Raw genomic sequence first — 21,417 nt, forward strand, 5'->3', positions numbered from 1 at the left:
CCTCAGGATAGTGAACATTACCCGCCGTTTCCCCTTTCTTATAACTAAAAAAGCGAATGCACACTCGGCATGACGCTTTAAACACTCCTATTAAATTGGGATGTAAAAAAAGAGGTATATGTGTCGACTGCAAACAATAAACCAGCAGAAAGCATCAGTCTGAATGCTTTCAAACAACCTAAATCGTTCTACCTGATTTTCTCAATCGAATTGTGGGAGCGTTTTGGCTATTACGGCCTCCAGGGCATCATGGCCGTTTACCTGGTCAAAATGCTGGGTATGTCCGAAGCTGACTCCATCACCCTGTTCTCTTCCTTCAGTGCGCTAGTCTACGGAATGGTCGCTATTGGTGGTTGGTTGGGTGATAAAGTTCTGGGCACCAAGCGTGTCATTGTGCTCGGGACTATCGTGCTGGCTATCGGTTATGCGCTGGTCGCTTATTCCGGCCACGATGTTGCTATCGTGTATCTGGGTATGGCAACCATTGCTGTGGGTAATGGCCTGTTTAAGGCTAACCCGTCTTCCCTGCTTTCTACTTGCTATGCAAAGGATGATCCGCGTCTGGATGGTGCATTTACTATGTACTATATGTCCATCAACATCGGTTCGTTCTTCTCTATGCTGGCAACACCTTGGCTGGCAGCGAAATATGGCTGGAGCGTGGCGTTCTCACTGAGCTTCGTGGGTATGCTTATCACCCTCGTGAACTTTATGTTCTGTAAGAAGTGGGTGAAAAATCACGGTTCCAAACCTGATTTCCAACCTGTGCACTTTGGCAAACTGGCAATGACTATTGTCGGTGTTGTGGTGCTCGTTGCCGTGGCAACCTGGCTGCTGCACAACCAAGGTATCGCACGTATGGTTCTGGGCCTGGTGGCTCTGGGCATCGTGGTTATCTTCGCTAAAGAAGCTTTTGCCATGCAGGGTGCTGCTCGTCGTAAGATGATTGTTGCCTTCATCCTGATGGTTCAAGCGATTGTGTTCTTTGTGCTGTACAGCCAAATGCCAACATCTCTGAACTTCTTTGCTATTCGTAACGTTGAGCACTCCATTTTGGGTCTGACGTTCGAGCCCGAGCAGTTCCAGGCACTGAACCCATTCTGGATTATGATTGGTAGCCCAATTCTGGCTGCAATCTATAACAAAATGGGTGACCGTATGCCGATGCCGCATAAGTTCGCCTTCGGTATGGTTTTGTGTTCACTGGCCTTCCTGGTGCTGCCACTGGGTGCCAAGTTCGCATCTGACGCAGGTATCGTTTCTGTCAGCTGGTTGATTCTGAGCTATGCACTGCAGAGTATCGGTGAGCTGATGATTTCTGGTCTGGGTCTGGCGATGGTGGCACAACTGGTTCCACAGCGTCTGATGGGCTTCATCATGGGTAGCTGGTTCCTGACTACCGCTGGTGCTGCACTCATTGCGGGTAAAGTGGCAAACCTGATGGCTGTACCTGAAAATGTGACAGATCCACTGGTGTCACTGGAAGTTTATGGTCGTGTGTTCATGCAGATTGGTATTGCCACTGCTGTCATCGCGGTTCTGATGATGATAACCGCGCCAAGACTGAGCCGTATGGCACAGAGTGAAGACCAAGCTGAAACCTCAACGGAAACAGCTACCGCGTAATGTTGCGGGAAACAGGATATTTTCAGCCGTTAGCGTTATCGCTAGCGGCTTTTTTTTGCCTGTTTTTTTGCCTGAATGAGCACTAACATAAGGTATCTTTGCGCACTAAAGGAGTTCAGAAATGAAACTGTATTATAAAGCGGGTGCCTGTTCCCTCTCCCCTCATATTGTCCTACGTGAAAGCGGTGTCGATTTCTCTCTGGTTAAGGTCGATTTAGCGGCAAAAAAAACCGAAGAGGGTGATGACTACCTTGAAGTGAATGCTAAAGGGCAAGTTCCTGCACTGCTGCTTGATGATGGTACTCTGCTAACCGAAGGCGTGGCGATTGTGCAATATCTGGCAGATAAAGTGCCTGACCGTCAATTGCTCGCGCCAGCAGGGAGTATGACGCGCTATCACACCCTCGAATGGCTGAACTACATCGCAACTGAGTTACATAAAGGTTTCTCACCGCTGTTCAATCCGGCCACGCCTGATGAGTTCAAGACCCTGACTCGTGCAGCCCTTGAGAAGAAGTTCAAATACGTCAACGAAGAGCTCAATGATAAACAGTGGCTGATGGGGCTGCGTTTTAGTGTGGCAGATGCGTATCTGTTTACCGTGTTGCGCTGGGCGGGTGTGGTGAAACTGAATTTGGAAGGACTGAGCAATATCGATGCGTTTATCGCACGAATGAAAGCGCGTCCGGCCGTTGTTGCGGCATTAACGGCTGAAGGGCTTTAATTCGACAGTTTTATGTCGGATGGCGATGGCGCTTATTCGACATAAAACTCAAGTCAGAAGGCGGATTGGCGCAAGCGTCATCCGCCTTTTTTATTACAATTTCACAGCAGTGAAATAATGCTCTGGATGCGCAATACCTTCCTGCGCTGCCACCAGTTGTAACTCGTACTCTTCCATTTTCCTGGTCACGACCATGATGTCGTAAACCGCTGCGGTAACATGCTCTAATGCTTCACGTAGTGTGGCACCCTGCAACAGTTTCACCAGCAACAGCCCGCTTGTCACATCGCCCACGCCGACGGGCTGACGGTCACCAAAATCGACCAATGGCCGATGGATATGCCAGGCTTCATCCGCCGTCACCAACAGCATTTCAAAGCGGTCATGCAGATATGCAGCGCGCGCCAGGTGTTTCACCAATACAATTTCCGGGCCCTGGGCAATCAGTTCTCTCGCGGCGAGTATCGCTTCATCCACAGTATTAACCGCATGGCCACACAGGATCTCAAGCTCAATCAGGTTTGGTGCAATAATGTCACTGGCAGGCATTGCGTAACGAGTATGAAATTCGGCAACACCCGGTGCGACGAAACACCCCTTTTCAGGATGCCCCATGACGGGGTCGCAGAAATACTTCGCCTGCGGATTGGCTTCTTTAACTTTACGAACAATAGAAAGAATGTGTTCGCCCTGTTCCGCAGAGCCAAGATAACCGCTCAGTACCGCATCACAACGCTCTAACTGCCCAATATCTGCAATCCCCTGCACAATCTCGCTGAGATGACTGGCAGGCATCACCGTGCCTGTCCATTTTCCGTATTGGGTATGGTTTGAGAACTGTACTGTGTTCAGCGGCCAAACGTTTGCGCCCAGACGGCGCATCGGGAATTCCGCAGCACTGTTACCTGCATGGCCGAAAACTACATGGGATTGGATGGCAAGAATGTTTTTCATTTCTCTACTCGGACAGACTGATTTTTTAATGGTTGCGAAATAACAACGGGTGGTAAAAATAAAGGGCGTGGTTGCCCACGCCCTTCTGTTTATTCCTGATTACTTCCAGCAAACGAGGCAGTAATTTTTCTTACCCCGGCGCAGCAAGGTGTAGCGATTGAAAAGAATGTCGCTATCAGCAAAGGTGTATTCCGGGTCAGACTGCTTCTCACCATTAATGGTGATGGCGTTCTGCGCAATGGTTTTACGTGCCTGGCCGCGTGACGGTTGCAGTTCAGAATCAACCAATGCCTGTTGCAGATCAGCACCGCGCTCCATTTCCACCATCGGTACGCCGTCTTGCGCCAGTTGCTCAAGGTCAGCTTCGGTCAAATCACTCAGATTGCCGTTGAACAGGCTACGGGTAATGCGTTTCGCCGCTTCCAGGCCTTCTTCACCGTGAACCAGACGAGTCACCTGTTCTGCCAGCACATATTGCGCGCGCGGAGCCGTACCGCTGTTTTTATCTTCTTCTTCCAGCGCATCGATTTCTTCGAGACTCATGAAGGTGAAGAACTTCAGGAAGCGATACACATCGGAGTCAGCGGTGTTAATCCAGAACTGGTAGAACTTGTACGGACTGGTTTTCTTAGGATCAAGCCACACCGCACCACCTTCTGTTTTACCAAACTTGGTGCCGTCAGATTTAGTGATCAACGGAACAGTCAGGCCAAAGGCTTGTTGCTGATGCAGACGACGAGTCAAATCGATACCGGAGGTGATGTTGCCCCACTGGTCAGAACCCCCAATTTGCAGCACCACACCATGCAGTTTGTTCAGACAAGCAAAGTCATAGCCTTGCAGCAGATTGTAGGAGAATTCAGTAAAGGAGATACCGACATCATCACGGTTAAGGCGCTGCTTTACAGCTTCTTTGTTAATCATCTGGTTAACAGAGAAGTGCTTACCAATATCACGCAGGAAGGTCAGAACGTTCATTCCACCAAACCAGTCGTAGTTGTTCGCAGCAACTGCGGAGTTTTCACCACAATTGAAATCAAGGAACGGTGCGACCTGGCGGCGGATTTTTTCCACCCACTCTTGAACTGTATCTTCAGTATTGAGTTTGCGCTCAGATGCTTTAAAGCTCGGGTCGCCAATCAAACCTGTCGCCCCACCTACCAGCGCAACGGGTTTGTGACCGGCTTCCTGGAAACGCTTTAGGCACAGCAGTGGAACCAGATGGCCCAAATGCAAGCTGTCAGCGGTAGGATCAAAGCCGCAATACAGAGCAATTGGCCCTTGCGCCAGTCGCTGTGCTAACGCTTCTTCATCCGTTACCTGGGCGACTAAGCCCCGCTCTTGCAATTGTTTTATCAAATTGATGCTTGCCATCAAATTCTCCATCTATTTACGACTGCACCATGGCCGGTACACGACTTTCCGCCCGCTGGCGGAAGGATTTAATTTCTTAGGGACATATACCCAAAATAATTCGAGTTACAGGACAAAAGGCTTTAGCCTTTTGAACAGCGCTTGCGCTGGCCCCAACGGGACGAGGCCCAAGGAGGGGCCAAGTATTGCCAACGCACATGCAACTTGAAATATGACGTGCATAGAATAAAGCGCCGACACGCGGAGTGCCAGCGCTTAAAACAACAATTTCCCGATGTTATGGGGCCAGACGGTCTATTTTCCAGGCCGTACCTTCGCGCTGGTATAAAAAACGGTCGTGTAGACGATGTTCTCCGCCTTGCCAGAATTCCATTTGTTCAATTGTTACGCGATACCCACCCCAGAAACTCGGTAATGGAATTTCGCCCTGCTGGAATTTCTGTTTCAGTTCGAGGAATTTGCTTTCAAGAATACCGCGTGCGGAAATTCGGCTGGATTGCTTCGAAACCCAGGCACCGATCTGGCTATCACGCGGACGACTGTGAAAATACTTCATCACTTCGATGGTAGATAAACGCTCCGCAGTGCCTTGCACCATGACCTGGCGATCAAGCATATGCCAGGGGAAATGCAGGCTAATACGTGGGTTATTTTCTAGATGATGGGCTTTGCGCGACCCCAGATTGGTATAAAACACGAGCCCACGTTCATCAAAATGTTTGAGCAAAACTATGCGCTGATACGGTTGGCCGTTCTCATCAACAGTGGCCACCACCATGGCGGTAGGATCAGCCAGTTTTGCGTCGCAAGCCTGGGCTAACCAGCGTTCAAACAACGCTAAAGGTTGTTCAGTAAGATCATTGCGACGTAAGCCACCTTTAGTGTATTCGCGGCGCAAATGTGCAATTTGTTGCAGAGAGTCGTTATCAGACATGGCGTTACATCAGGCAATCTTCAGGTGGAGCTATTGTGCGCTCCACCCTTAGAAATCTCTACTCTAAATAATTCATGTTGCAGCAAGGCAGCAAGTGAGTGGGAGACTCCAACGCCGCTGCGGCTTGAATGATGACGAGTATCAATGTTTGGGATTTTGTAGCTGACAGTTATTCAGCACAATTCGGTCTTTACGGTATACCGTTGCGGTATCACCTTTTGACCAGAACACATAAACCCCATCAGTATAGCGAGTACCCGATGCAGATAATCCCTGCGTCAGTGACAAGTATTCGTTGTCGTAAACAAATTTAACCCTATTTTTCTGGTCGCTTTGTTCAATCGTCAGAGGTTTTTCATCACATTGATATTGTAGGGTATCCGTCTGCATACGTTCTACAAAAGTGTTGTAGTAACTACACCCGGCAAGCATGAAAGGGATGGTGGCAATAAGTCGTTTTTTCATCTGCATATCCTGAAGTTCTTATTATTTATTATAAAGGGGGAGCATAACTTCCCCCATTAACTTCAGTTTAGAGATTTAGTGCTTCAGATAACTTCAGTTAACTCTGATTCTTTAGGGAACATTGTGTAGCGGGTTTGCAGGAAAAATTGCGCCTATAACACTGGCCGCCGACGCACCTGTGACCGACGGTAAATTACCCGGTAATCCAGATAACGTACGATAAGCAAGCCAGGCGAAAGCTAATGCTTCCATATCATCGCCACTGATCCCCGCGTCGTCAGTCTTGGTGACTTCAATTCCGGGTAGCAGTGCCCCCAAACGGGCCATTAATAAAGGATTGCGACCGCCACCACCACACACCATCAAGCGCTCACAACCGCCACTCAACAAGACTTGCTCTGAAATCGTAACCGCAGTCAGTTCCGTAAGCGTGGCTTGAACATCTTCTCCAGCAAGACCTGGGAATACCGCAAGTTGCCGCTCGAGCCAGCCGTAATTGAAATACTCGCGGCCCGTGCTTTTTGGCGCAGGCATCGCGAAATACGGGTCGCTCAGCATTTGCTGCAACAACGGGATAATCACCTTACCGCTGATCGCCCATTGCGCGTCTTTATCATAGGCTTTGCCACGTTGACGCCAGATCCAGGCATCAATAAGCATATTCCCCGGCCCGGTGTCGAACCCGCGCACCGGGTGATCGGGAATGAGCAGCGAGAGATTAGCGATACCACCGATATTGAGCACCATGCGATGTTCAGTAGGATGCCCCAGCAACGCCTGATGGAAAGCAGGAACAAGCGGCGCCCCCTGCCCACCAAGCGCCATATCCCGGCGGCGGAAATCCCCCACAACGGTGACGCCAGTGCGAGCAACAATTTGGTTATTATCCCCAATTTGCAGGGTATGCGCCGCTTCACCTTGTGGCTCATGCCACACTGTTTGCCCATGACAACCAATGGCAGTGATATCGGTATACGTCAGACCGTGTCTCGTCATCAGAGTTTGTACGGCCTCAGCAAACAATTTACCGAGCCGATTATCAAGTTGACCGAGTTGAGAAAGGGTTAACTGCTGACCCTGACAAATTGCCAATATGGCATTTTTAATGTCCAACGGGATGGGATGGCTGTAACTCGCTTGTTGCGCAACAAGATGTTCATCAATCGCTGCCAGAACGACATCAATACCGTCCAGACTGGTGCCTGACATCACGCCGATATAACGCCCTGATTTCATCTGTTACTCCTGTAAACTCGCAAAATTATGGGTTTAATTTCCCCATAAACTAACATTCAATGTTGTAATTAATTAATAATTTTTAACAATATTGCGTCACAAAATAATATTGAAAGCGGGGTGATACCTTAACTGCAACTGGTTTAAGCGTGGTTAATGCCCGTTTTTTAGTATCAATGCCATAATGCGGCTGAACTAATATTAAATTCAGCACCTAAATACCATATAATTTAGGCATGATGGATGCTCGGTTGGGCGTTTTTAGATGAACAGGAGAGTCATAAATGATTTCACGTATACTGGCAGTCTCGTTAGTGGGTTTAACTTTGGCTGGTTGCGCCAATACCAGCACGCTTTCAGGTGACGTGTATAGCGCCTCAGAAGCCAAGCAAGTTCAAAGCGTAACCTACGGCACATTGGTATCCACTCGTCCCGTTCAAATCCAGGCGGGTAACGATTCAAATGTGATGGGCGCGATTGGTGGTGCGGTTCTGGGTGGTTTCCTGGGTAATACTGTTGGCGGTGGTAGCGGTCGTTCACTGGCAACGGCTGCAGGTGCAGTTGCAGGTGGTGTTGCAGGCCAAAGTGTACAGAGTGCAATCAACAAAACCGATGGTGTTGAGCTAGAAATTCGTAAAGATGATGGCAACACCATCCTGGTCGTACAGAAACAAGGCCAGACCACATTCACGGCTGGCCAACGTGTAAGAATCGCCAGCAGCGGTAGCCAAACGACTGTGTCGCCAAATTGATAATGTCTGGGGTGACTTGCCTGTAGGTTGCCCCACTTTATTTCTGTGGTAACGACCTTTGCACACATGATCTTTGCAAAATAGAAAGCCTCACCGAATGATGAGGCCGACTCATAAAATTACTCTTTTGCCTGTAGATGAACGATGTTTTTTTCCAGGCGATTGATCAAGTCAATTAACAGCGCTTGTTCTTCGGTACTGATCCCCAACAAAATCTCACCGCGCGTTTTTTTGATCACTGTTTCCATCTCATCGATGATGGGTGCAGCACGTTCAGTGAGCTTAATGCGTTTCGCTCGACGGTCATTCGCGCAAGTTTGACGAGAAATAAGCCCTTTCTCTTCAAGCTGGTCGAGTGTTCTGACTAATGATGGCTGCTCAATACCAATCGCTTTAGCCAACTGAATCTGTGACTGCTCGGGCGGCAACTGATGAATGTTATGTAACGTAACCCAATGCGTCTGTGTCAACTCCAGCGGTTTCAGGCGAAGGTCAATCAGAGCACGCCAAATGCGCACCAACCGTGACAAATCTGATCCTAACGGCGATTCCAATATCATCTCCTTATAATTAGCTTGCTAACTTATTATACTAATTTTAAACTATTTTGCAGGCATTAATCGAGTAATTAAATCCCTTACTTTTGCTGATGTTATGCAACCAGCTATACTTTTAGTTTACAACTAAGTCAGGGGAAACGGCAGTCATCCCCAGTAATTTAAAGGATTATCTGAGGTGAGATTCGATTTTATAACATCAGGCATGCCTCTTCAGGACTGGGTTGTTGGGGCTTCTATCTACCTCCCCCCTCTTTTTAAAGCAGTCATCCTTGGCTTTTTTATCTGGTTCATTCTGCATCATTTGCTGCGTGACTGGATGTATTCTGGGGACATCTGGCATCCAACATTAATGGATCTATCGTTATTTTCGCTGTCTGTCAGCGCAGGGCTTGTCATTCTGGTGGTGTGGTAAAGCATAATGATGAAAACAATAAAGTACTTTTCCACTCTGCTGATATTTGCTGTGGCCATCATTGTTGGCTGGTTGTTATGGAATTATTACATGCAATCTCCCTGGACGCGAGATGGGAAAGTTAGGGCCGAACAAGTCAGTATCACCCCCCAAGTGTCGGGAACCATTACTCAACTGAATATTGAAGACAACCAATTTGTCAAAGCGGGTACAGTGCTGTTCACGATAGATCCCACTCCCTACCACATTGCCCAACTGAACGCAGAGGCGCAGTTAGCCCAGACACAATCTGAACTGGTCAAAGCCAGTAACGAAGCACTACGTCGGAAAAATTTACCCCGCAATTACATATCTGCTGAAGATATGGATACCGCGAATATTAATGTCAAAGCCGAGCAAGCGGCGGTCAAGGCTGCCGAAGCAACTCTTGAGCATGCAAAATGGCAAATGACTCAAACTACCGTCAGCGCACCCGTGGATGGATGGGTAACCAATCTTTCCACCCGTACGGGCAACTACGCGACGATGGGCCAGCCCATATTTGCCCTCGTCGACAGCCACTCTTTTTACGTAGTGGGTTACTTTGAAGAAACTAAACTGCGCCATATCCAGCCTGGTGACACCGCGCAGATTGTTCTGTATAGCGGCCATGAACCGTTAAGCGGCACAGTACAAAGTATTGGACGTGCCATTTATGATCAAAGCGTGGAAAGTGACAGTGCGTTAGTGCCAGATATCAAGCCTAATGTACCGTGGGTGCGCCTGGCCCAACGCGTTCCTGTGCGTATCAAGTTGGGTGATATCCCGCACGCCATTACGCTGATTTCCGGCACAACTTGCACCGTATCCATTAAACACTGACCTCGCAGATGAAAATCTCCGCGTTAACATGGCGAAATACCCCCTGGGGGAAAGCGAATGCGGGTCAATGGCGTTACGCACTGCGTAATGCTATTGCGATGTGTCTCGCACTCACCATCGCCTATTACCTCGATTTAGATGAGCCTTACTGGGCAATGACCTCAGCGGCCGTGGTCAGCTTCCCAACCGTCGGTGGCGTGGTCAGTAAAAGCCTTGGGCGAGTCGCCGGCAGCCTGATTGGTGCGATGGCTTCACTCATTATTGCTGGGAATACGCTCAACGACCCCTGGCTGTTCACTTTTGCAATGGCCTCATGGCTGGCACTCTGTACCTGGAGTTCTAGTCATTTTCAAAACAACGTGGCGTACGCCTTTATGCTTGCGGGTTACACTGCGGCGATCATCGCTTTCCCGATGGTGAATACCGTCGATACCACGCAACTTTGGGATATCACGCAGGCCCGTGTTTGCGAAGTCATCGTCGGTATTTTGTGTGGTGCATTTATGATGATGGTGCTGCCCAGCACCTCAGATGGCACCACGCTGCTTACGGCACTGCGAAATATGCACGCACGACTGCTCGAGCACGCATCCATGCTGTGGAAGCCAGAAACAACGGATGCGATTCGTACCGCGCACGAAGGGGTGATCGGGCAAATTCTGACCATGAATTTGCTGAGGATTCAGGCATTCTGGAGCCATTATCGATTCCGCCGCCAGAACAATTTGCTTAACTATCTTATTCATCAACAATTGCGCCTGACCAGTGTGATTTCCAGTCTGCGCCGCATGTTAATGAACTGGCCTAATCCGCCTGAAAATTTATGGTCTGTTCTGGAGGCCATTATTAAAGAATTGGCGCGGGAAGATGTCCATAAGTACACCGTCGCACGTCTGCTTTCGCAAATTGCCCCCAGCTCAGATGATGATTACCGCCATCAGGCTTTCTGGCATCGTCTGCGCTATTTCTGCTGGTTGTATCTCAATAGCCGCCGATGGATGCGAGAACTGGAAAATGCCACACCCGTTTCGGTATTGGCTCCGCCTGTCACCGCTCCGCTGGCTCGCCATACTGATAATACCGAAGCGGTCTGGAGTGCATTACGCACCTTTTGCGTCATCACGGTAACCGGCGCCTGGTGTATCAGCAGCCAATGGGATGCCGGGAGTGGCGCGTTATCACTGGCAGCTATCAGTTGTGTGCTCTATTCGTCAGTGCCTTCACCGTTGAATTCACTGACCTTGTTAATGCGCACCTTATTGTGGCTTTCGGTGTTCAGCTTCCTGGTGAAGTTTGGCCTGATGGTGCAAATTACCGAACTGTGGCAATTCCTGATTTTCTTATTGCCGCTACTGGCAACGATGCAACTCCTGAAGCTACAACAACCCAGGCTTGCCGGCTTATGGGGGCAACTGATTGTTTTTATGGGGTCGTTTATTGCCGTTACCAATCCGCCGGTTTATGACCTCGCTGATTTCCTTAACGACAATCTGGCAAAAGTCATCGGCGTTGGTCTTTCCTGGGTCGCATTTTCTGTTTTGCGCCCAGGTTCTGACACGCGGAAAAGTCGCCGCCATATTTGTGCATTGCGCCGTGGTTTCGTTGACCAACTCAGTCGTAAACCGCAGCATGCTGAACACCAATTTGAATCCCTGGTTTATCATCACATCAGCCAGCTCAGTAACAGTAAAGATGATGTCGCACGTCGTTGGCTGTTGCGTTGGGGAGTGGTGTTACTTAACTGTTCGCACGTGGTGTGGCAACTTCGTGGATGGGAAACGCGCTCAGACCCGCTATCCCGGGTACGTGATGTGTGCATTCATACCCTGAGAGACATCATGAGTGAGCGCGGGGTTCAGCAAAGTTCATTAGCCAGCACATTGCTGGAACTGCAACGCATTTCGGATTCGCTTTCGCGCCATCATACCCCAGCCGCACGTCAACTTGCCGGGATCATCTGGCGACTCTATTGTTCCCTTTCACAGCTGGAACAAGCGCCACCTGCAGGAAAACGAGCAGGCAGCCGCTGAGTTTATTGAATCACACCGCAAGCGTAGCGTGCTCCACCACCGCCAAGCGGTTTAGGTTGATCCGACATATTATCGCCAGCAACATGCACCATCAACGCCTTGCCTTTGACTTCATCGAGGGTTTTCAGACGCGGTGCAGTCACGGGTTCGGTTGCGCTGCCGTCATTATTGACCACCAGCACCGGTAAATCGCCCAAGTGCCCAACACCCATCGGCCCCATATGTTTAGCTGTTTTATCCGGATCAAGATGCCCCCCTGCGGCTTCAGCAGCTGAGGGTTTTCCCTCTTTCAGTGCGGGTTCACAACTACCATTGGCATGAACATGGAAGCCATGCTCACCTGGAGGAAGGGTTCGGAGATCGGGCGCAAAGAGCAGCCCTTTATCGGTTTCGGTTATTTTCACTGTACCAAGAGAATGGTCTATCCCCTGTGGCGTGACGAGGTTCATTTGAACCTCAGTGCTTGCAGCCTGAACTGCCGCACAGCTAAGTAGCGTAAGAAAAGCCAGACTTATTCGCTTCATTTTGACCTCCCGGATTGACTTTCGGCCTGTTAAGCATAGGCCATACCAGTCAAATACTCCGGGAGATACCCCTTTCATCCTTGACGTTGCATCTGCGTGAGCTTTGCTCGTGCACCCAAATCACTGACCTGAGTAAGCTCATTGGGATTCTCTCGTTTGCCACCTTGATGCAACTCCCATTATTTTGGGTATAACAATTAAAGCGGGTTATGGCACGTCGTAACCCAGTGCCGCTTTACGAATACGGAACCACTGTTGGCGGCTCATATCAAGGCTCAGAGAATGAATGGCTGAACGTACGCGTTCAATCTTACCGGATCCAATGATTGGCAACGGTTTCGCAGGCAGGCGCATTATCCAGGCATAAACCACTTGCTCAATAGTGTCCGCACCCAATTCATCTGCCACAGTACGTAATTCATCACGCAGTGCCTGGAACCCTTCATCATTAAACAAGCTGCCGCCCCCAAGGCAAGACCACGCCATAGGATGGATGCGTAACTGCTGGCATTGATCCAGCGTGCCATCAAGAATTGTTGGCTGGTGCACCGGTGAAATTTCTACCTGGTTGGTCGCCAGGGTAAACGGCAGACGCGATTGCAGTAGAGCAAATTGTGCAGGCGTGAAGTTCGAGACCCCAAAGTGGCGCACTTTACCGCTCTGATGCAGCGAGGTGAACGCTTCAGCCACTTCGTCAGCATCCATAAGAGGGTCAGGACGGTGAATCAAAAGCAAATCGAGGTAATCGGTTGCCAGTTTTTGCAGCGATGACTCAGCACTGCTGATGATGTGTGATTTATCGGTAATGTAATGCCCCAGCGCATGGCCAGGATTGGCGGTGGTGGCAATCCCGCACTTGGTGACAATTTCCATTTTCTGGCGCAAATGTGGCACCAGGCGCATCGCATCGCCAAACGCAGCTTCACACTGATAACCCCCATAGATATCGGCGTGATCAGCTGTGGTTATCCCCAAATCGACATGTTCTTCAATAAAGCTGGCCAGTTGACGAGCGGACATGTTCCATTCCATCAAACGCCAATAGCCCATAACCAGGCGAGAAAACTCAGGTCCCTGCGGGGCAATCGTAATGCGCTGTACCATAAAGCCAATCCTCAGTAATAAACGAATTCTGCATCTGAGTATAATGGTATCGGCGGATTAAAATAGTGAGGGTTGTTGAGGTTCTTCGGGGGAAGCGGACTTGTTTGCGCGTAATTTGCGCATTAATCTCTGGCGACATAAACGCAGCACTTCTTGCTTTTGCCCATCACTCATCTGCTGCCATTGAAAACGTTCATCGCGGTTACGCATACATCCACGGCAAAAACCGCGCTCATCTGACTGGCAAATGCCGCGACACGGGCTTTGAATCGGGAAAAACTCTAACTGTTCAGACACCCTAACCCCCTTTGCAGCATTGTTTCAATTGAAGCCCGACATCCAAAATGTTGCAAGCGGTGCGGTAAATATTCTTAACCCCATTGTGAATTGCCCCTTGCAATAGACCGACTGGTCTATTACAGTGATTCCCATGAACAGACATCCCGAACATGACACGCGTGAACATCTCCTTGCTACCGGTGAGCAGCTTTGTCTGCAACGCGGGTTTACTGGCATGGGATTAAGCGAATTGTTAAGCACCGCCGAAGTGCCGAAAGGCTCCTTCTATCACTACTTTCGCTCAAAAGAGGCGTTTGGCGTAGCGATGCTGGAACGGTATTACACCGTTTACAACCTGCGATTACAGCAGCATTTTTCGCAAGGCACCGGGACACACCGTGAAAAAATACTGGCCTGGTATCAGGAAACCGTTAATTGGTTTTCCCAGCACGGTCGCCTGATGAGTTGTTTGACGGTTAAACTTTCGGCTGAAGTGTGTGACCTTTCAGAAGATATGCGTGCGGCGTTGAACAAAGGCGCTGAGCAGATAATCTCCCAGATTGCTGTTGCACTGGAAAAAGGTTACGCCGAAAAAAGCCTGAAATTAACCGACTCAGCCTTAAGCCAGGCACAAGTGATTTATGCCCTGTGGCTCGGAGCCAGTTTACAGGCGAAGATTTCACGTAGCGCGATACCGCTGGAATGCGCACTCGCCCACGTCACCCAATTATTAGCGGAGCCTGTCTCCTGACAGGTTTTTTTATTTACCTAATTACTAGTCGACCGGTCTATTCAAAGGATATCCCATGTCAGCAGATAAATTATTTACCCCACTGAAAGTCGGTGCCATTACGACACCAAACCGTATTTTTATGGCGCCGTTAACTCGTCTTCGCAGCATTGTGCCGGGTGATATCCCTACTCCGTTGATGGGCGAGTATTACCGTCAACGCGCCAGTTCTGGCCTTATCATCAGTGAAGCGACGCAGATTTCAGCACAAGCTAAAGGTTATGAAGGCGCACCAGGCCTGCACAGCGATGAGCAGATTGCTGCGTGGAAGAAGATAACCGCTGGCGTTCACGCGGCTGACGGCCACATTGCCGTGCAACTGTGGCATACCGGTCGTATCTCTCACAACAGCATTCAGCCAGGCCAGCAAGCCCCAGTTGCGCCATCCGCAATTTCTGCCGGTACGCGTACCTCACTGCGTGATGAAAATGGCCATGCTATCCGTGTCGACACCTCAATGCCGCGAGCACTTGAGCTCAATGAAATCCCGGGCATCGTGAATGATTTCCGCCAGGCAGTAGGCAATGCACGTGACGCCGGTTTCGATATGGTCGAACTGCACTCTGCACACGGTTACTTGTTGCACCAGTTCCTCTCACCAACCTCTAACCAACGTACCGATGAATACGGCGGAAGCCGTGAAAACCGCGCGCGCCTGGTGCTGGAAGTGGTCGATGCGGTGAGTCAAGAGTGGAGTGCTGACCGCATTGGTATTCGTGTCTCGCCAATCGGTTCTTTCCAGAATGTCGATAACGGCCCGGATGAAGAAGCCGATGCGCTGTATCTGATTGAAGAATTAAACAAACGCGGGATAGCCTATCTGCACATGTCAGAGCCTGACTGGGCTGGCGGCAAGCCGTACACCGAAGAATTCCGTCAGAAAGTACGTGAGCGCTTCAACGGTGTAATCATTGGCGCGGGTGCTTATACCCCAGAGAAAGCTGAGTCATTAATCGAGAAAGGTTTAATCGACGCCGTAGCGTTTGGCCGTGACTACATTTCGAATCCGGATCTGGTTGAACGCCTGCATCACAATGCCGAACTCAACGCCCAACGCCCGGAAACCTTCTATGGTGGCGGCGCTGAAGGTTACACCGATTACCCAACATTATAAGAACTGTCCATTGATAGCGGCGTGAATTCGCCGCTATACTTACCTCACATTTAGAAATTAATCCTTTAATTTTACCCAAATTTTACCCAAATAATTCGAGTTGTGGCCAACACCGTCACAACTTGAAGAATGAAGGGGAAAAGAGGAATTTATGCGCTTACTTCATACCATGCTGCGTGTTGGCGACTTGCAACGTTCGATTAATTTTTACACCAATGTTCTGGGCATGACACTGCTGCGCACCAGCGAAAACCCAGAGTACAAATACTCTCTCGCGTTCGTTGGTTACGGTCCAGAAACCGAAGAAGCGGTCATCGAACTGACCTATAACTGGGGCACAGAGAGCTACGATTTAGGTAATGCTTATGGCCATATCGCCCTGGGCGTTGATAACGCGGCCGAAGCTTGCGAACGTATTCGCAACAATGGTGGCAATGTCACTCGTGAAGCAGGTCCGGTAAAAGGCGGTTCTACCGTTATCGCTTTTGTTGAAGACCCAGACGGCTACAAGATTGAGCTTATTGAAAGCAAAGATGCCGGTAAAGGCTTGGGTAACTAATACCCAACGAGATATCCAACTAGATATCCAACTAACGGGTGTACATTGCACCCGTTAGCTTACCTCCCTAAAATTTGCCATAATGCGCGCTGCTTTTTCCCCGTATTAAGAGATCCTGATGTCTGACAACACGCAACTGCAAGGCCTGTGTGACCGCTTTCGTGGTTTTTATCCGGTAGTCATTGACGTTGAAACCGCTGGGTTTAACGCGAAAACCGATGCTTTACTGGAAGTCGCTGCCATCACGTTAAAGATGGATCAGGACGGCTGGTTAATGCCTGATGAAACCCTGCATTTCCATGTCGACCCTTTTGAAGGCGCAATCCTTCAGCCTGAAGCGCTGGCCTTTAATGGTATAGACCCGCACAACCCGTTGCGTGGTGCCATTAGTGAATATGATGCGCTGCATGCGATTTTTAAAATGGTGCGCAAAGGCATGAAAGACAGCGGGTGTAACCGCGCGATTATGGTGGCACACAACGCGACCTTCGATCACAGCTTTATGATGGCTGCCGCAGAGCGTGCATCATTAAAACGTAACCCGTTCCACCCGTTTGTCACCTTTGATACCGCAGCACTCAGCGGGCTGGCGTTAGGCCAAACGGTGCTGGCAAAAGCCTGTATTGCCGCAGGTATGCCGTTTGATAGTAGCCAGGCGCATTCTGCACTTTATGATACCGAACAAACCGCGCAGCTATTTTGTGAGATAGTGAATCGCTGGAAACGTTTAGGCGGCTGGCCGTTACCCGCTATAGAAAATGAAGCACAAATCGAAAAATAATTTCATTTAATTAAACAATTAAAGCCGAACATTAAAACGTTCGGCTTTTTATTACTACAACTCAGTTGCTAAATAAACATCCAACTAACAACTATAAACACCTATCAGAAAGTACCGCCCTCACCATTTTATTTTTATTTAATTAGAAAAAACCACAGAAATAAAACCAATCGCAATAAAATTAAACACTTACATGCAATTAATAATATCAACATATGTTATTAAGTTGACTTAATGAGTGCAATTAACCGAAAATCACCTCCGACAAAAAGTATATTGAATAAAGCAACAACGTATCCAATATATTATTTATCACCAATCTGCGATTTAAATTTCATCTAAACAAATTAGAAGGATCTAACTATGTCTGTAACTCGGAATGTAATGAAAGCGTCTGTACTCGCGTTATCTTTGGTTGCAGCATTTGCAAATGCTGCTGATGACGGCGTCGTGAGTGATGATGGTGGCGTAACTTTGTTGGGTCACGTTTATAGCGGCACCTGCAAGGTCACGACTGATGGCCAGGATTCAACTGATACGGTTCGTCCAGAAGTGACCCTGCCAAGCATCCTGGTTGCTGATACTCAAGCAGCAGCAATTGGCGATCTGCTGGGTGATAACTTCAGCAAGTTTAACGTTGAAGTTTCAGGTTGTGCCGGTGAAGTGGTTCCAAAAGCTATCGCGTTTAACCAGGGTGTGTTTGGTGTTGATTCCGCGGGTGTCGATAGTTACAAGAATGATTTCATCGGTCAGGGTTCTACTCCTGTTGCCACTGGCGTTAACGCAGCCATCGTCCTTCCAAGTGCTCCAACTTCGGCAGTCACTTTTGGTCAGGCATTGCCATTAGTTAAAACTTCTGCCGCCGAAGCAGCATTTGTCGGAAATGTAGAAGTAGGTGCTCAGTTTATTAAAACCGCTGCAACCATCGGCTCAGGTGCTTTCTCATCTGTTGCTACGTTTGACATCGTTTATAACTGAGTTTGAACAAGTTATTGCCCATTACGGGCAATAACTCTTTTTAAATGAGTAATATAAATGAAACAAAAGTTAATTAAATGTACACTGGCCGTTATTCTTGCTGCAGGTTTCAGTCAATACGCGTGTGCTGACTTAGTTCTTTCCGGGACCCGAGTGATATTCCCGGCGAATAAAAAAGATGTGACTGTGCAGTTAACCAATAAAGGTTCACATCCTTTATTGGCTCAATCGTGGATAGATGCCGGCGACCCCTCAGCTCGTCCGGAATCTGTTGATGTGCCTTTTTATTTAACTCCTCCTGTTTCACGCATTGATGCAGAGAAAGGCCAGACCTTGCGTATTGTTTATAACCAGCCAAAACTACCCGCGGATCGTGAAAGTATTTTCTGGTTAAACGTTTTGGAAATTCCGGCAAAAGCCAAAAAAGGTGACGGAAGTACAGCTGATAATACTTTACAGCTCGCATTTCGTACGCGCGTAAAACTTTTTTACCGCCCAGACAATTTAAAACCTCAGCCAAACCAGGCAGCCAGTGCGGTTATCTGGAGCAAGGCTGGGGGGAATAAAATTAAAGCTAACAACCCGACGCCTTATTACATTTCGTATTCTGCTGTGAATTTAAAATCCGGCACAAAAAATGTTGAGCTCGGTGATGCCATGTTGGCCCCTTTCAGCACCACTGAACTCCAGTCTAAACAAAGCATTAATGATGGCGCATGGAAAATAAATTACGCGTCCATTAATGATTATGGTGGTTCTGATAAAGGTGAATCAACTCTCAAATAATTCACTCTACGTAATGTTGCAGGTGCTTTTACATGTCCCAAATGAGGCTTTCATTATTAACGATGTCTATTCTTGCCGCATGCCAGTATAGCTATGCGGCAGATGCGGGTAACCTCCCCTTACCCGAAACCACAACGGAAGTGCAGGAAAGTAAAGATGGAAAAGATGAGGACATTGAGTTTAACGAAGGCTTTTTGAGCGGTTATGGAATTGACATCTCAAAATTCAGTGAAGGCAACCCGGTTATTCCCGGGCATTATACCGTGCGTTTTATTACCAATGATGTGGATAAAGGTGATCTCGCTGTCGACTTTATCGATAACAATAAAGATGGTGTTGGCGATGCGTGTTTAACGCCTGGCTTATTAAAACAAGCGGGGATTAAAGATGCGGGCTGGACAAAAGATAATGAGCAGGATGCGGCAGATGAAAATCGCTGCATCGATCTGAAGGAATATATCCCTACTGCTCGCTGGGTGCTGGATGTCAACACCCAGACATTTAAGCTGGACGTTCCTCAGATCAATACCTTTGTTTCAGAAGATGGAACGGTCGATCCAGAGCTTTGGCAAAATGGCATCAATGCCGTACTGCTGGATTACAACTTTAACGCTTACTCATCGAAAAATGATGACGATACTTCACGCACGGTAAGCGGGAACTATAACGGTGGGATTAACCTCGGTGCCTGGCGTTTCCGTACCAATGCCTATTCTAACTGGAGCGAAGAAGACGGCACGACTTTTGACACTGGCGACTTTTATGTCGAGCGCGACATTGCCTTTCTGCGCGGACAAATCCGCATGGGGAATGCTTATAGTGATGGGCAACTGTTCGACTCATTTAACGTCAATGGTATCACGCTAAAAAGCGACGATCGTATGCTGCCCTTTTCGCAGCAGGGATTTTTCCCCGTGATACGTGGCGTGGCGGAAAGTAACGCCAAGGTAAAGGTCAAACAGAACGACTATGTCATTTATGAAACCACGGTTCCACCCGGCGCATTTGAATTCCCCAATATACGTTCAGGTAACGTAGGCACCGATATAGAAGTCGAAGTGACAGAAGCTGACGGACGGGTGAAGACCTTTATTGTCCCCTATTCCACGTCGAGCCAGATGCTGCGTCCTGGTGTATTTCGTTATAACTTCACCGTCGGCGAATATGATGGTGGCGACAATTATAACGATAAACCCCTGGTGGCTCAGGGAACCTGGCAACAGGGTTTAAGTAATACCATTACAGCCTATGGTGGCCTGCAGGGCACTGAAAGCTACTGGGCGGGGGTGATTGGTGGCACGCTGAATACGCCATTCGGGGCCTTGTCTTTTGACGTCACGAACTCACATACGCAAGTCCCTGATGACAAAACCTATAACGGGCAAAGCTATCAGTTAAGTTACGACCAATTTATTGATACCACCAACACCAGTTTTCAGCTGGCTGCTTACCGCTATTCAACCAGTGGTTATTTCAGCCTGAGCGATGCAATGGATTATATTTATGATGATTCCCTTAATGATTTATCTAAATTAAATCGCTCACGAAATAAATTCCAGCTCAATATCAGCCAGGCACTACCAAAGGGATACGGTTCTCTTTATCTGAACGGTAGCATTGAAGACTACTGGAATTCAGAAAAAGGCAAGAATACCCAATACCAGATGGGTTACAGCAATCAATGGGGGAAAGTTTCTTACAGCATTTCCGCATCGAAATATTACGACGGAACAGAGGGACAGTCTGATACACAGCTCTATGTGAACCTCTCTATCCCGCTTGATTGGTCTAATGGCCACAGTGATTCACCGCCGATATTTGACAGCCTGAATATCGGTGTTGGCACCAATAATAATCATGAAACCAATACCACGGTAGGCGCTAACGGTTACCGCCCTGACAATGATTTAAGTTACGGCGTCAATGCTTATTACAACACCACGCGAGAGGGTGAACAGAATATTGCTTCTCTCAGCGGTAATGCCTCCGTCAATACCCGTTTTACACGGCTCGGGGGGACAGTCACTCGCAGCAATGATGGTAACCAGCAGGTTTCCATGTCGTTAAACGGTGGGCTGGTGGGTCATGCCAATGGTGTGACATTTGCACCGGATATTTCCCTCAGTGGGCCAATGGCATTAATTGAGGCGAAGGGTGCCACCGGCAGCAAAGTGCAGAATGGCAACGCAAAGGTTGATGGTAATGGCTATGCCCTGGCCACCAACCTTTCCCCTTATATTGAAAACAAAATTGCGCTGGATATCAGTAGCATGGAAAGCAATACCGAGATGAAAGGCACCATGAGCAGCGTTATCCCTCATGATGGTTCAATCGTACGCGTGAAGTTTGATACCGATGAACGGCGCTTTGTCTTGTTTGTTGCTAAACGCCGGCAAGACTTTATTCCGCTGGGTGCAGATGTTTACAACGAAGCGGGTGAACACATCGGTAATGCCGCGCAAGGGGGGAAATTACTCACCCGTGGTGCCAGTGAGAAAGGTGAACTGACCGTGCGCTGGGGCGAAGGTGCAACCAATAGCTGCCGTGTTTCCTATCAACTGCCACCTGAAGCCG

Annotated in this window: 22 protein-coding genes; 13 read left to right on the plus strand and 9 right to left on the minus strand. The window is 48.6% G+C overall.

Going from position 1 to position 21,417, the window contains the following annotated elements:
• Positions 1 to 120: 120 nt before the first annotated feature.
• Together dtpA and gstA are read left to right on the plus strand one after the other, a co-directional pair.
• Positions 121 to 1,626 (plus strand): dipeptide/tripeptide permease DtpA, encoded by a 1,506-nt coding sequence (dtpA, locus tag VJY99_RS09745; protein WP_324117851.1) that lies wholly within the window; start codon positions 121 to 123, stop codon positions 1,624 to 1,626.
• 121 nt (positions 1,627 to 1,747) lie between these two features.
• The gene (gstA, locus tag VJY99_RS09750) at positions 1,748 to 2,350 is read left to right on the plus strand and encodes a glutathione transferase GstA (protein ID WP_324117852.1); all 603 of its coding nucleotides are present in this window, start codon (positions 1,748 to 1,750) and stop codon (positions 2,348 to 2,350) included.
• A gap of 93 nt (positions 2,351 to 2,443) precedes the next feature.
• On the opposite strand, the gene pdxY is transcribed toward gstA, so the two are convergent.
• The 5 genes from pdxY to anmK all read right to left on the minus strand — a co-directional run bounded on the left by pdxY (position 2,444) and on the right by anmK (position 7,313).
• Positions 2,444 to 3,304, minus strand: coding sequence for a pyridoxal kinase PdxY (gene pdxY, locus VJY99_RS09755; protein WP_324117853.1), 861 nt, complete (start codon positions 3,302 to 3,304; stop codon positions 2,444 to 2,446).
• 99 nt (positions 3,305 to 3,403) lie between these two features.
• Positions 3,404 to 4,678: a tyrosine--tRNA ligase gene (gene tyrS, locus VJY99_RS09760; protein WP_324117854.1), complete on the minus strand. Its 1,275-nt coding sequence runs from the start codon at positions 4,676 to 4,678 to the stop codon at positions 3,404 to 3,406.
• A 277-nt stretch (positions 4,679 to 4,955) separates the two neighbouring features.
• Positions 4,956 to 5,612, minus strand: coding sequence for a pyridoxamine 5'-phosphate oxidase (gene pdxH / locus VJY99_RS09765; RefSeq protein WP_324117855.1), 657 nt, complete (start codon positions 5,610 to 5,612; stop codon positions 4,956 to 4,958).
• Positions 5,613 to 5,753: 141 nt separating this feature from the next.
• Positions 5,754 to 6,077: a C-type lysozyme inhibitor gene (gene mliC, locus VJY99_RS09770; protein ID WP_324117856.1), complete on the minus strand. Its 324-nt coding sequence runs from the start codon at positions 6,075 to 6,077 to the stop codon at positions 5,754 to 5,756.
• A 111-nt stretch (positions 6,078 to 6,188) separates the two neighbouring features.
• Positions 6,189 to 7,313 carry an anhydro-N-acetylmuramic acid kinase gene (anmK, locus tag VJY99_RS09775; protein WP_324117857.1) on the minus strand — a complete coding sequence of 375 codons (1,125 nt, stop codon included), beginning with the start codon at positions 7,311 to 7,313 and terminating at the stop codon, positions 6,189 to 6,191.
• A 284-nt stretch (positions 7,314 to 7,597) separates the two neighbouring features.
• Here anmK and slyB point away from each other — a divergent pair, with 284 nt between their 5' ends.
• A complete protein-coding gene (gene slyB, locus VJY99_RS09780) occupies positions 7,598 to 8,065 on the plus strand; it encodes an outer membrane lipoprotein SlyB (RefSeq protein ID WP_324117858.1) in 468 nt (155 codons plus the stop codon).
• A gap of 119 nt (positions 8,066 to 8,184) precedes the next feature.
• On the opposite strand, the gene slyA is transcribed toward slyB, so the two are convergent.
• Positions 8,185 to 8,625, minus strand: a complete 441-nt coding sequence (gene slyA, locus VJY99_RS09785; RefSeq protein WP_324117859.1) for a transcriptional regulator SlyA — start codon at positions 8,623 to 8,625, stop codon at positions 8,185 to 8,187.
• A gap of 202 nt (positions 8,626 to 8,827) precedes the next feature.
• Between slyA and VJY99_RS09790 the strand changes: the two genes are divergently transcribed.
• The 3 genes from VJY99_RS09790 to VJY99_RS09800 are packed head-to-tail and all read left to right on the plus strand — an operon-like array spanning position 8,828 to position 11,928.
• Positions 8,828 to 9,037 carry a DUF1656 domain-containing protein gene (locus tag VJY99_RS09790; protein ID WP_414641582.1) on the plus strand — a complete coding sequence of 70 codons (210 nt, stop codon included), beginning with the start codon at positions 8,828 to 8,830 and terminating at the stop codon, positions 9,035 to 9,037.
• Between the two features lie 3 nt (positions 9,038 to 9,040).
• Positions 9,041 to 9,898: an HlyD family secretion protein gene (locus VJY99_RS09795; RefSeq protein ID WP_324117872.1), complete on the plus strand. Its 858-nt coding sequence runs from the start codon at positions 9,041 to 9,043 to the stop codon at positions 9,896 to 9,898.
• An 8-nt stretch (positions 9,899 to 9,906) separates the two neighbouring features.
• Positions 9,907 to 11,928: an FUSC family protein gene (locus VJY99_RS09800; protein WP_324117861.1), complete on the plus strand. Its 2,022-nt coding sequence runs from the start codon at positions 9,907 to 9,909 to the stop codon at positions 11,926 to 11,928.
• A 2-nt stretch (positions 11,929 to 11,930) separates the two neighbouring features.
• On the opposite strand, the gene sodC is transcribed toward VJY99_RS09800, so the two are convergent.
• The 3 genes from sodC to VJY99_RS09815 form a co-directional block, all read right to left on the minus strand.
• The gene (sodC, locus tag VJY99_RS09805) at positions 11,931 to 12,452 is read right to left on the minus strand and encodes a superoxide dismutase [Cu-Zn] SodC (RefSeq protein ID WP_324117862.1); all 522 of its coding nucleotides are present in this window, start codon (positions 12,450 to 12,452) and stop codon (positions 11,931 to 11,933) included.
• A 207-nt stretch (positions 12,453 to 12,659) separates the two neighbouring features.
• Positions 12,660 to 13,556, minus strand: a complete 897-nt coding sequence (locus VJY99_RS09810; RefSeq protein ID WP_324117863.1) for an aldo/keto reductase family oxidoreductase — start codon at positions 13,554 to 13,556, stop codon at positions 12,660 to 12,662.
• 57 nt (positions 13,557 to 13,613) lie between these two features.
• Complete coding sequence (locus VJY99_RS09815) at positions 13,614 to 13,853, minus strand: DUF1289 domain-containing protein (RefSeq protein ID WP_324117864.1); 240 nt, start codon at positions 13,851 to 13,853, stop codon at positions 13,614 to 13,616.
• A gap of 133 nt (positions 13,854 to 13,986) precedes the next feature.
• Here VJY99_RS09815 and VJY99_RS09820 point away from each other — a divergent pair, with 133 nt between their 5' ends.
• The 7 genes from VJY99_RS09820 to VJY99_RS09850 form a co-directional block, all read left to right on the plus strand.
• Positions 13,987 to 14,586 (plus strand): TetR/AcrR family transcriptional regulator, encoded by a 600-nt coding sequence (locus tag VJY99_RS09820; RefSeq protein WP_324117865.1) that lies wholly within the window; start codon positions 13,987 to 13,989, stop codon positions 14,584 to 14,586.
• A 55-nt stretch (positions 14,587 to 14,641) separates the two neighbouring features.
• Complete coding sequence (locus VJY99_RS09825) at positions 14,642 to 15,739, plus strand: alkene reductase (RefSeq protein ID WP_324117866.1); 1,098 nt, start codon at positions 14,642 to 14,644, stop codon at positions 15,737 to 15,739.
• Between the two features lie 151 nt (positions 15,740 to 15,890).
• Entirely contained in the window at positions 15,891 to 16,298 is a 408-nt protein-coding gene (gene gloA / locus VJY99_RS09830; RefSeq protein WP_324117867.1) for a lactoylglutathione lyase, read from the plus strand.
• A 118-nt stretch (positions 16,299 to 16,416) separates the two neighbouring features.
• On the plus strand, positions 16,417 to 17,079 hold the full coding sequence (rnt, locus tag VJY99_RS09835) for a ribonuclease T (protein ID WP_324117868.1): 663 nt from the start codon (positions 16,417 to 16,419) through the stop codon (positions 17,077 to 17,079).
• 363 nt (positions 17,080 to 17,442) lie between these two features.
• A complete protein-coding gene (locus VJY99_RS09840) occupies positions 17,443 to 18,057 on the plus strand; it encodes a hypothetical protein (RefSeq protein ID WP_324117869.1) in 615 nt (204 codons plus the stop codon).
• A gap of 57 nt (positions 18,058 to 18,114) precedes the next feature.
• Positions 18,115 to 18,843: a fimbrial chaperone gene (locus VJY99_RS09845; RefSeq protein ID WP_324117870.1), complete on the plus strand. Its 729-nt coding sequence runs from the start codon at positions 18,115 to 18,117 to the stop codon at positions 18,841 to 18,843.
• A gap of 32 nt (positions 18,844 to 18,875) precedes the next feature.
• Positions 18,876 to 21,417, plus strand: a 2,542-nt coding sequence (locus VJY99_RS09850) for a fimbria/pilus outer membrane usher protein (RefSeq protein WP_324117871.1), incomplete at its 3' end; no start/stop codon positions are given.

The sequence above is a fragment of the Buttiauxella sp. genome (assembly GCF_035271705.1).
Lineage (GTDB): Bacteria > Pseudomonadota > Gammaproteobacteria > Enterobacterales > Enterobacteriaceae > Buttiauxella.

Excerpts from the sequence above, each read along its gene's own strand:
- gstA (WP_324117852.1), top strand. The coding sequence starts at position 1,748 with ATGAAACTGTATTATAAAGCGGGTGCCTGTTCCCTCTCCCCTCATATT.
- pdxY (WP_324117853.1), bottom strand. The coding sequence starts at position 3,304 with ATGAAAAACATTCTTGCCATCCAATCCCATGTAGTTTTCGGCCATGCA.
- tyrS (WP_324117854.1), bottom strand. The coding sequence starts at position 4,678 with ATGGCAAGCATCAATTTGATAAAACAATTGCAAGAGCGGGGCTTAGTC.
- pdxH (WP_324117855.1), bottom strand. The coding sequence starts at position 5,612 with ATGTCTGATAACGACTCTCTGCAACAAATTGCACATTTGCGCCGCGAA.
- mliC (WP_324117856.1), bottom strand. The coding sequence starts at position 6,077 with ATGAAAAAACGACTTATTGCCACCATCCCTTTCATGCTTGCCGGGTGT.
- anmK (WP_324117857.1), bottom strand. The coding sequence starts at position 7,313 with ATGAAATCAGGGCGTTATATCGGCGTGATGTCAGGCACCAGTCTGGAC.
- slyB (WP_324117858.1), top strand. The coding sequence starts at position 7,598 with ATGATTTCACGTATACTGGCAGTCTCGTTAGTGGGTTTAACTTTGGCT.
- slyA (WP_324117859.1), bottom strand. The coding sequence starts at position 8,625 with ATGATATTGGAATCGCCGTTAGGATCAGATTTGTCACGGTTGGTGCGC.
- VJY99_RS09790 (WP_414641582.1), top strand. The coding sequence starts at position 8,828 with ATGCCTCTTCAGGACTGGGTTGTTGGGGCTTCTATCTACCTCCCCCCT.
- VJY99_RS09800 (WP_324117861.1), top strand. The coding sequence starts at position 9,907 with ATGAAAATCTCCGCGTTAACATGGCGAAATACCCCCTGGGGGAAAGCG.
- sodC (WP_324117862.1), bottom strand. The coding sequence starts at position 12,452 with ATGAAGCGAATAAGTCTGGCTTTTCTTACGCTACTTAGCTGTGCGGCA.
- VJY99_RS09810 (WP_324117863.1), bottom strand. The coding sequence starts at position 13,556 with ATGGTACAGCGCATTACGATTGCCCCGCAGGGACCTGAGTTTTCTCGC.
- VJY99_RS09820 (WP_324117865.1), top strand. The coding sequence starts at position 13,987 with ATGAACAGACATCCCGAACATGACACGCGTGAACATCTCCTTGCTACC.
- VJY99_RS09825 (WP_324117866.1), top strand. The coding sequence starts at position 14,642 with ATGTCAGCAGATAAATTATTTACCCCACTGAAAGTCGGTGCCATTACG.
- gloA (WP_324117867.1), top strand. The coding sequence starts at position 15,891 with ATGCGCTTACTTCATACCATGCTGCGTGTTGGCGACTTGCAACGTTCG.
- rnt (WP_324117868.1), top strand. The coding sequence starts at position 16,417 with ATGTCTGACAACACGCAACTGCAAGGCCTGTGTGACCGCTTTCGTGGT.
- VJY99_RS09840 (WP_324117869.1), top strand. The coding sequence starts at position 17,443 with ATGTCTGTAACTCGGAATGTAATGAAAGCGTCTGTACTCGCGTTATCT.
- VJY99_RS09845 (WP_324117870.1), top strand. The coding sequence starts at position 18,115 with ATGAAACAAAAGTTAATTAAATGTACACTGGCCGTTATTCTTGCTGCA.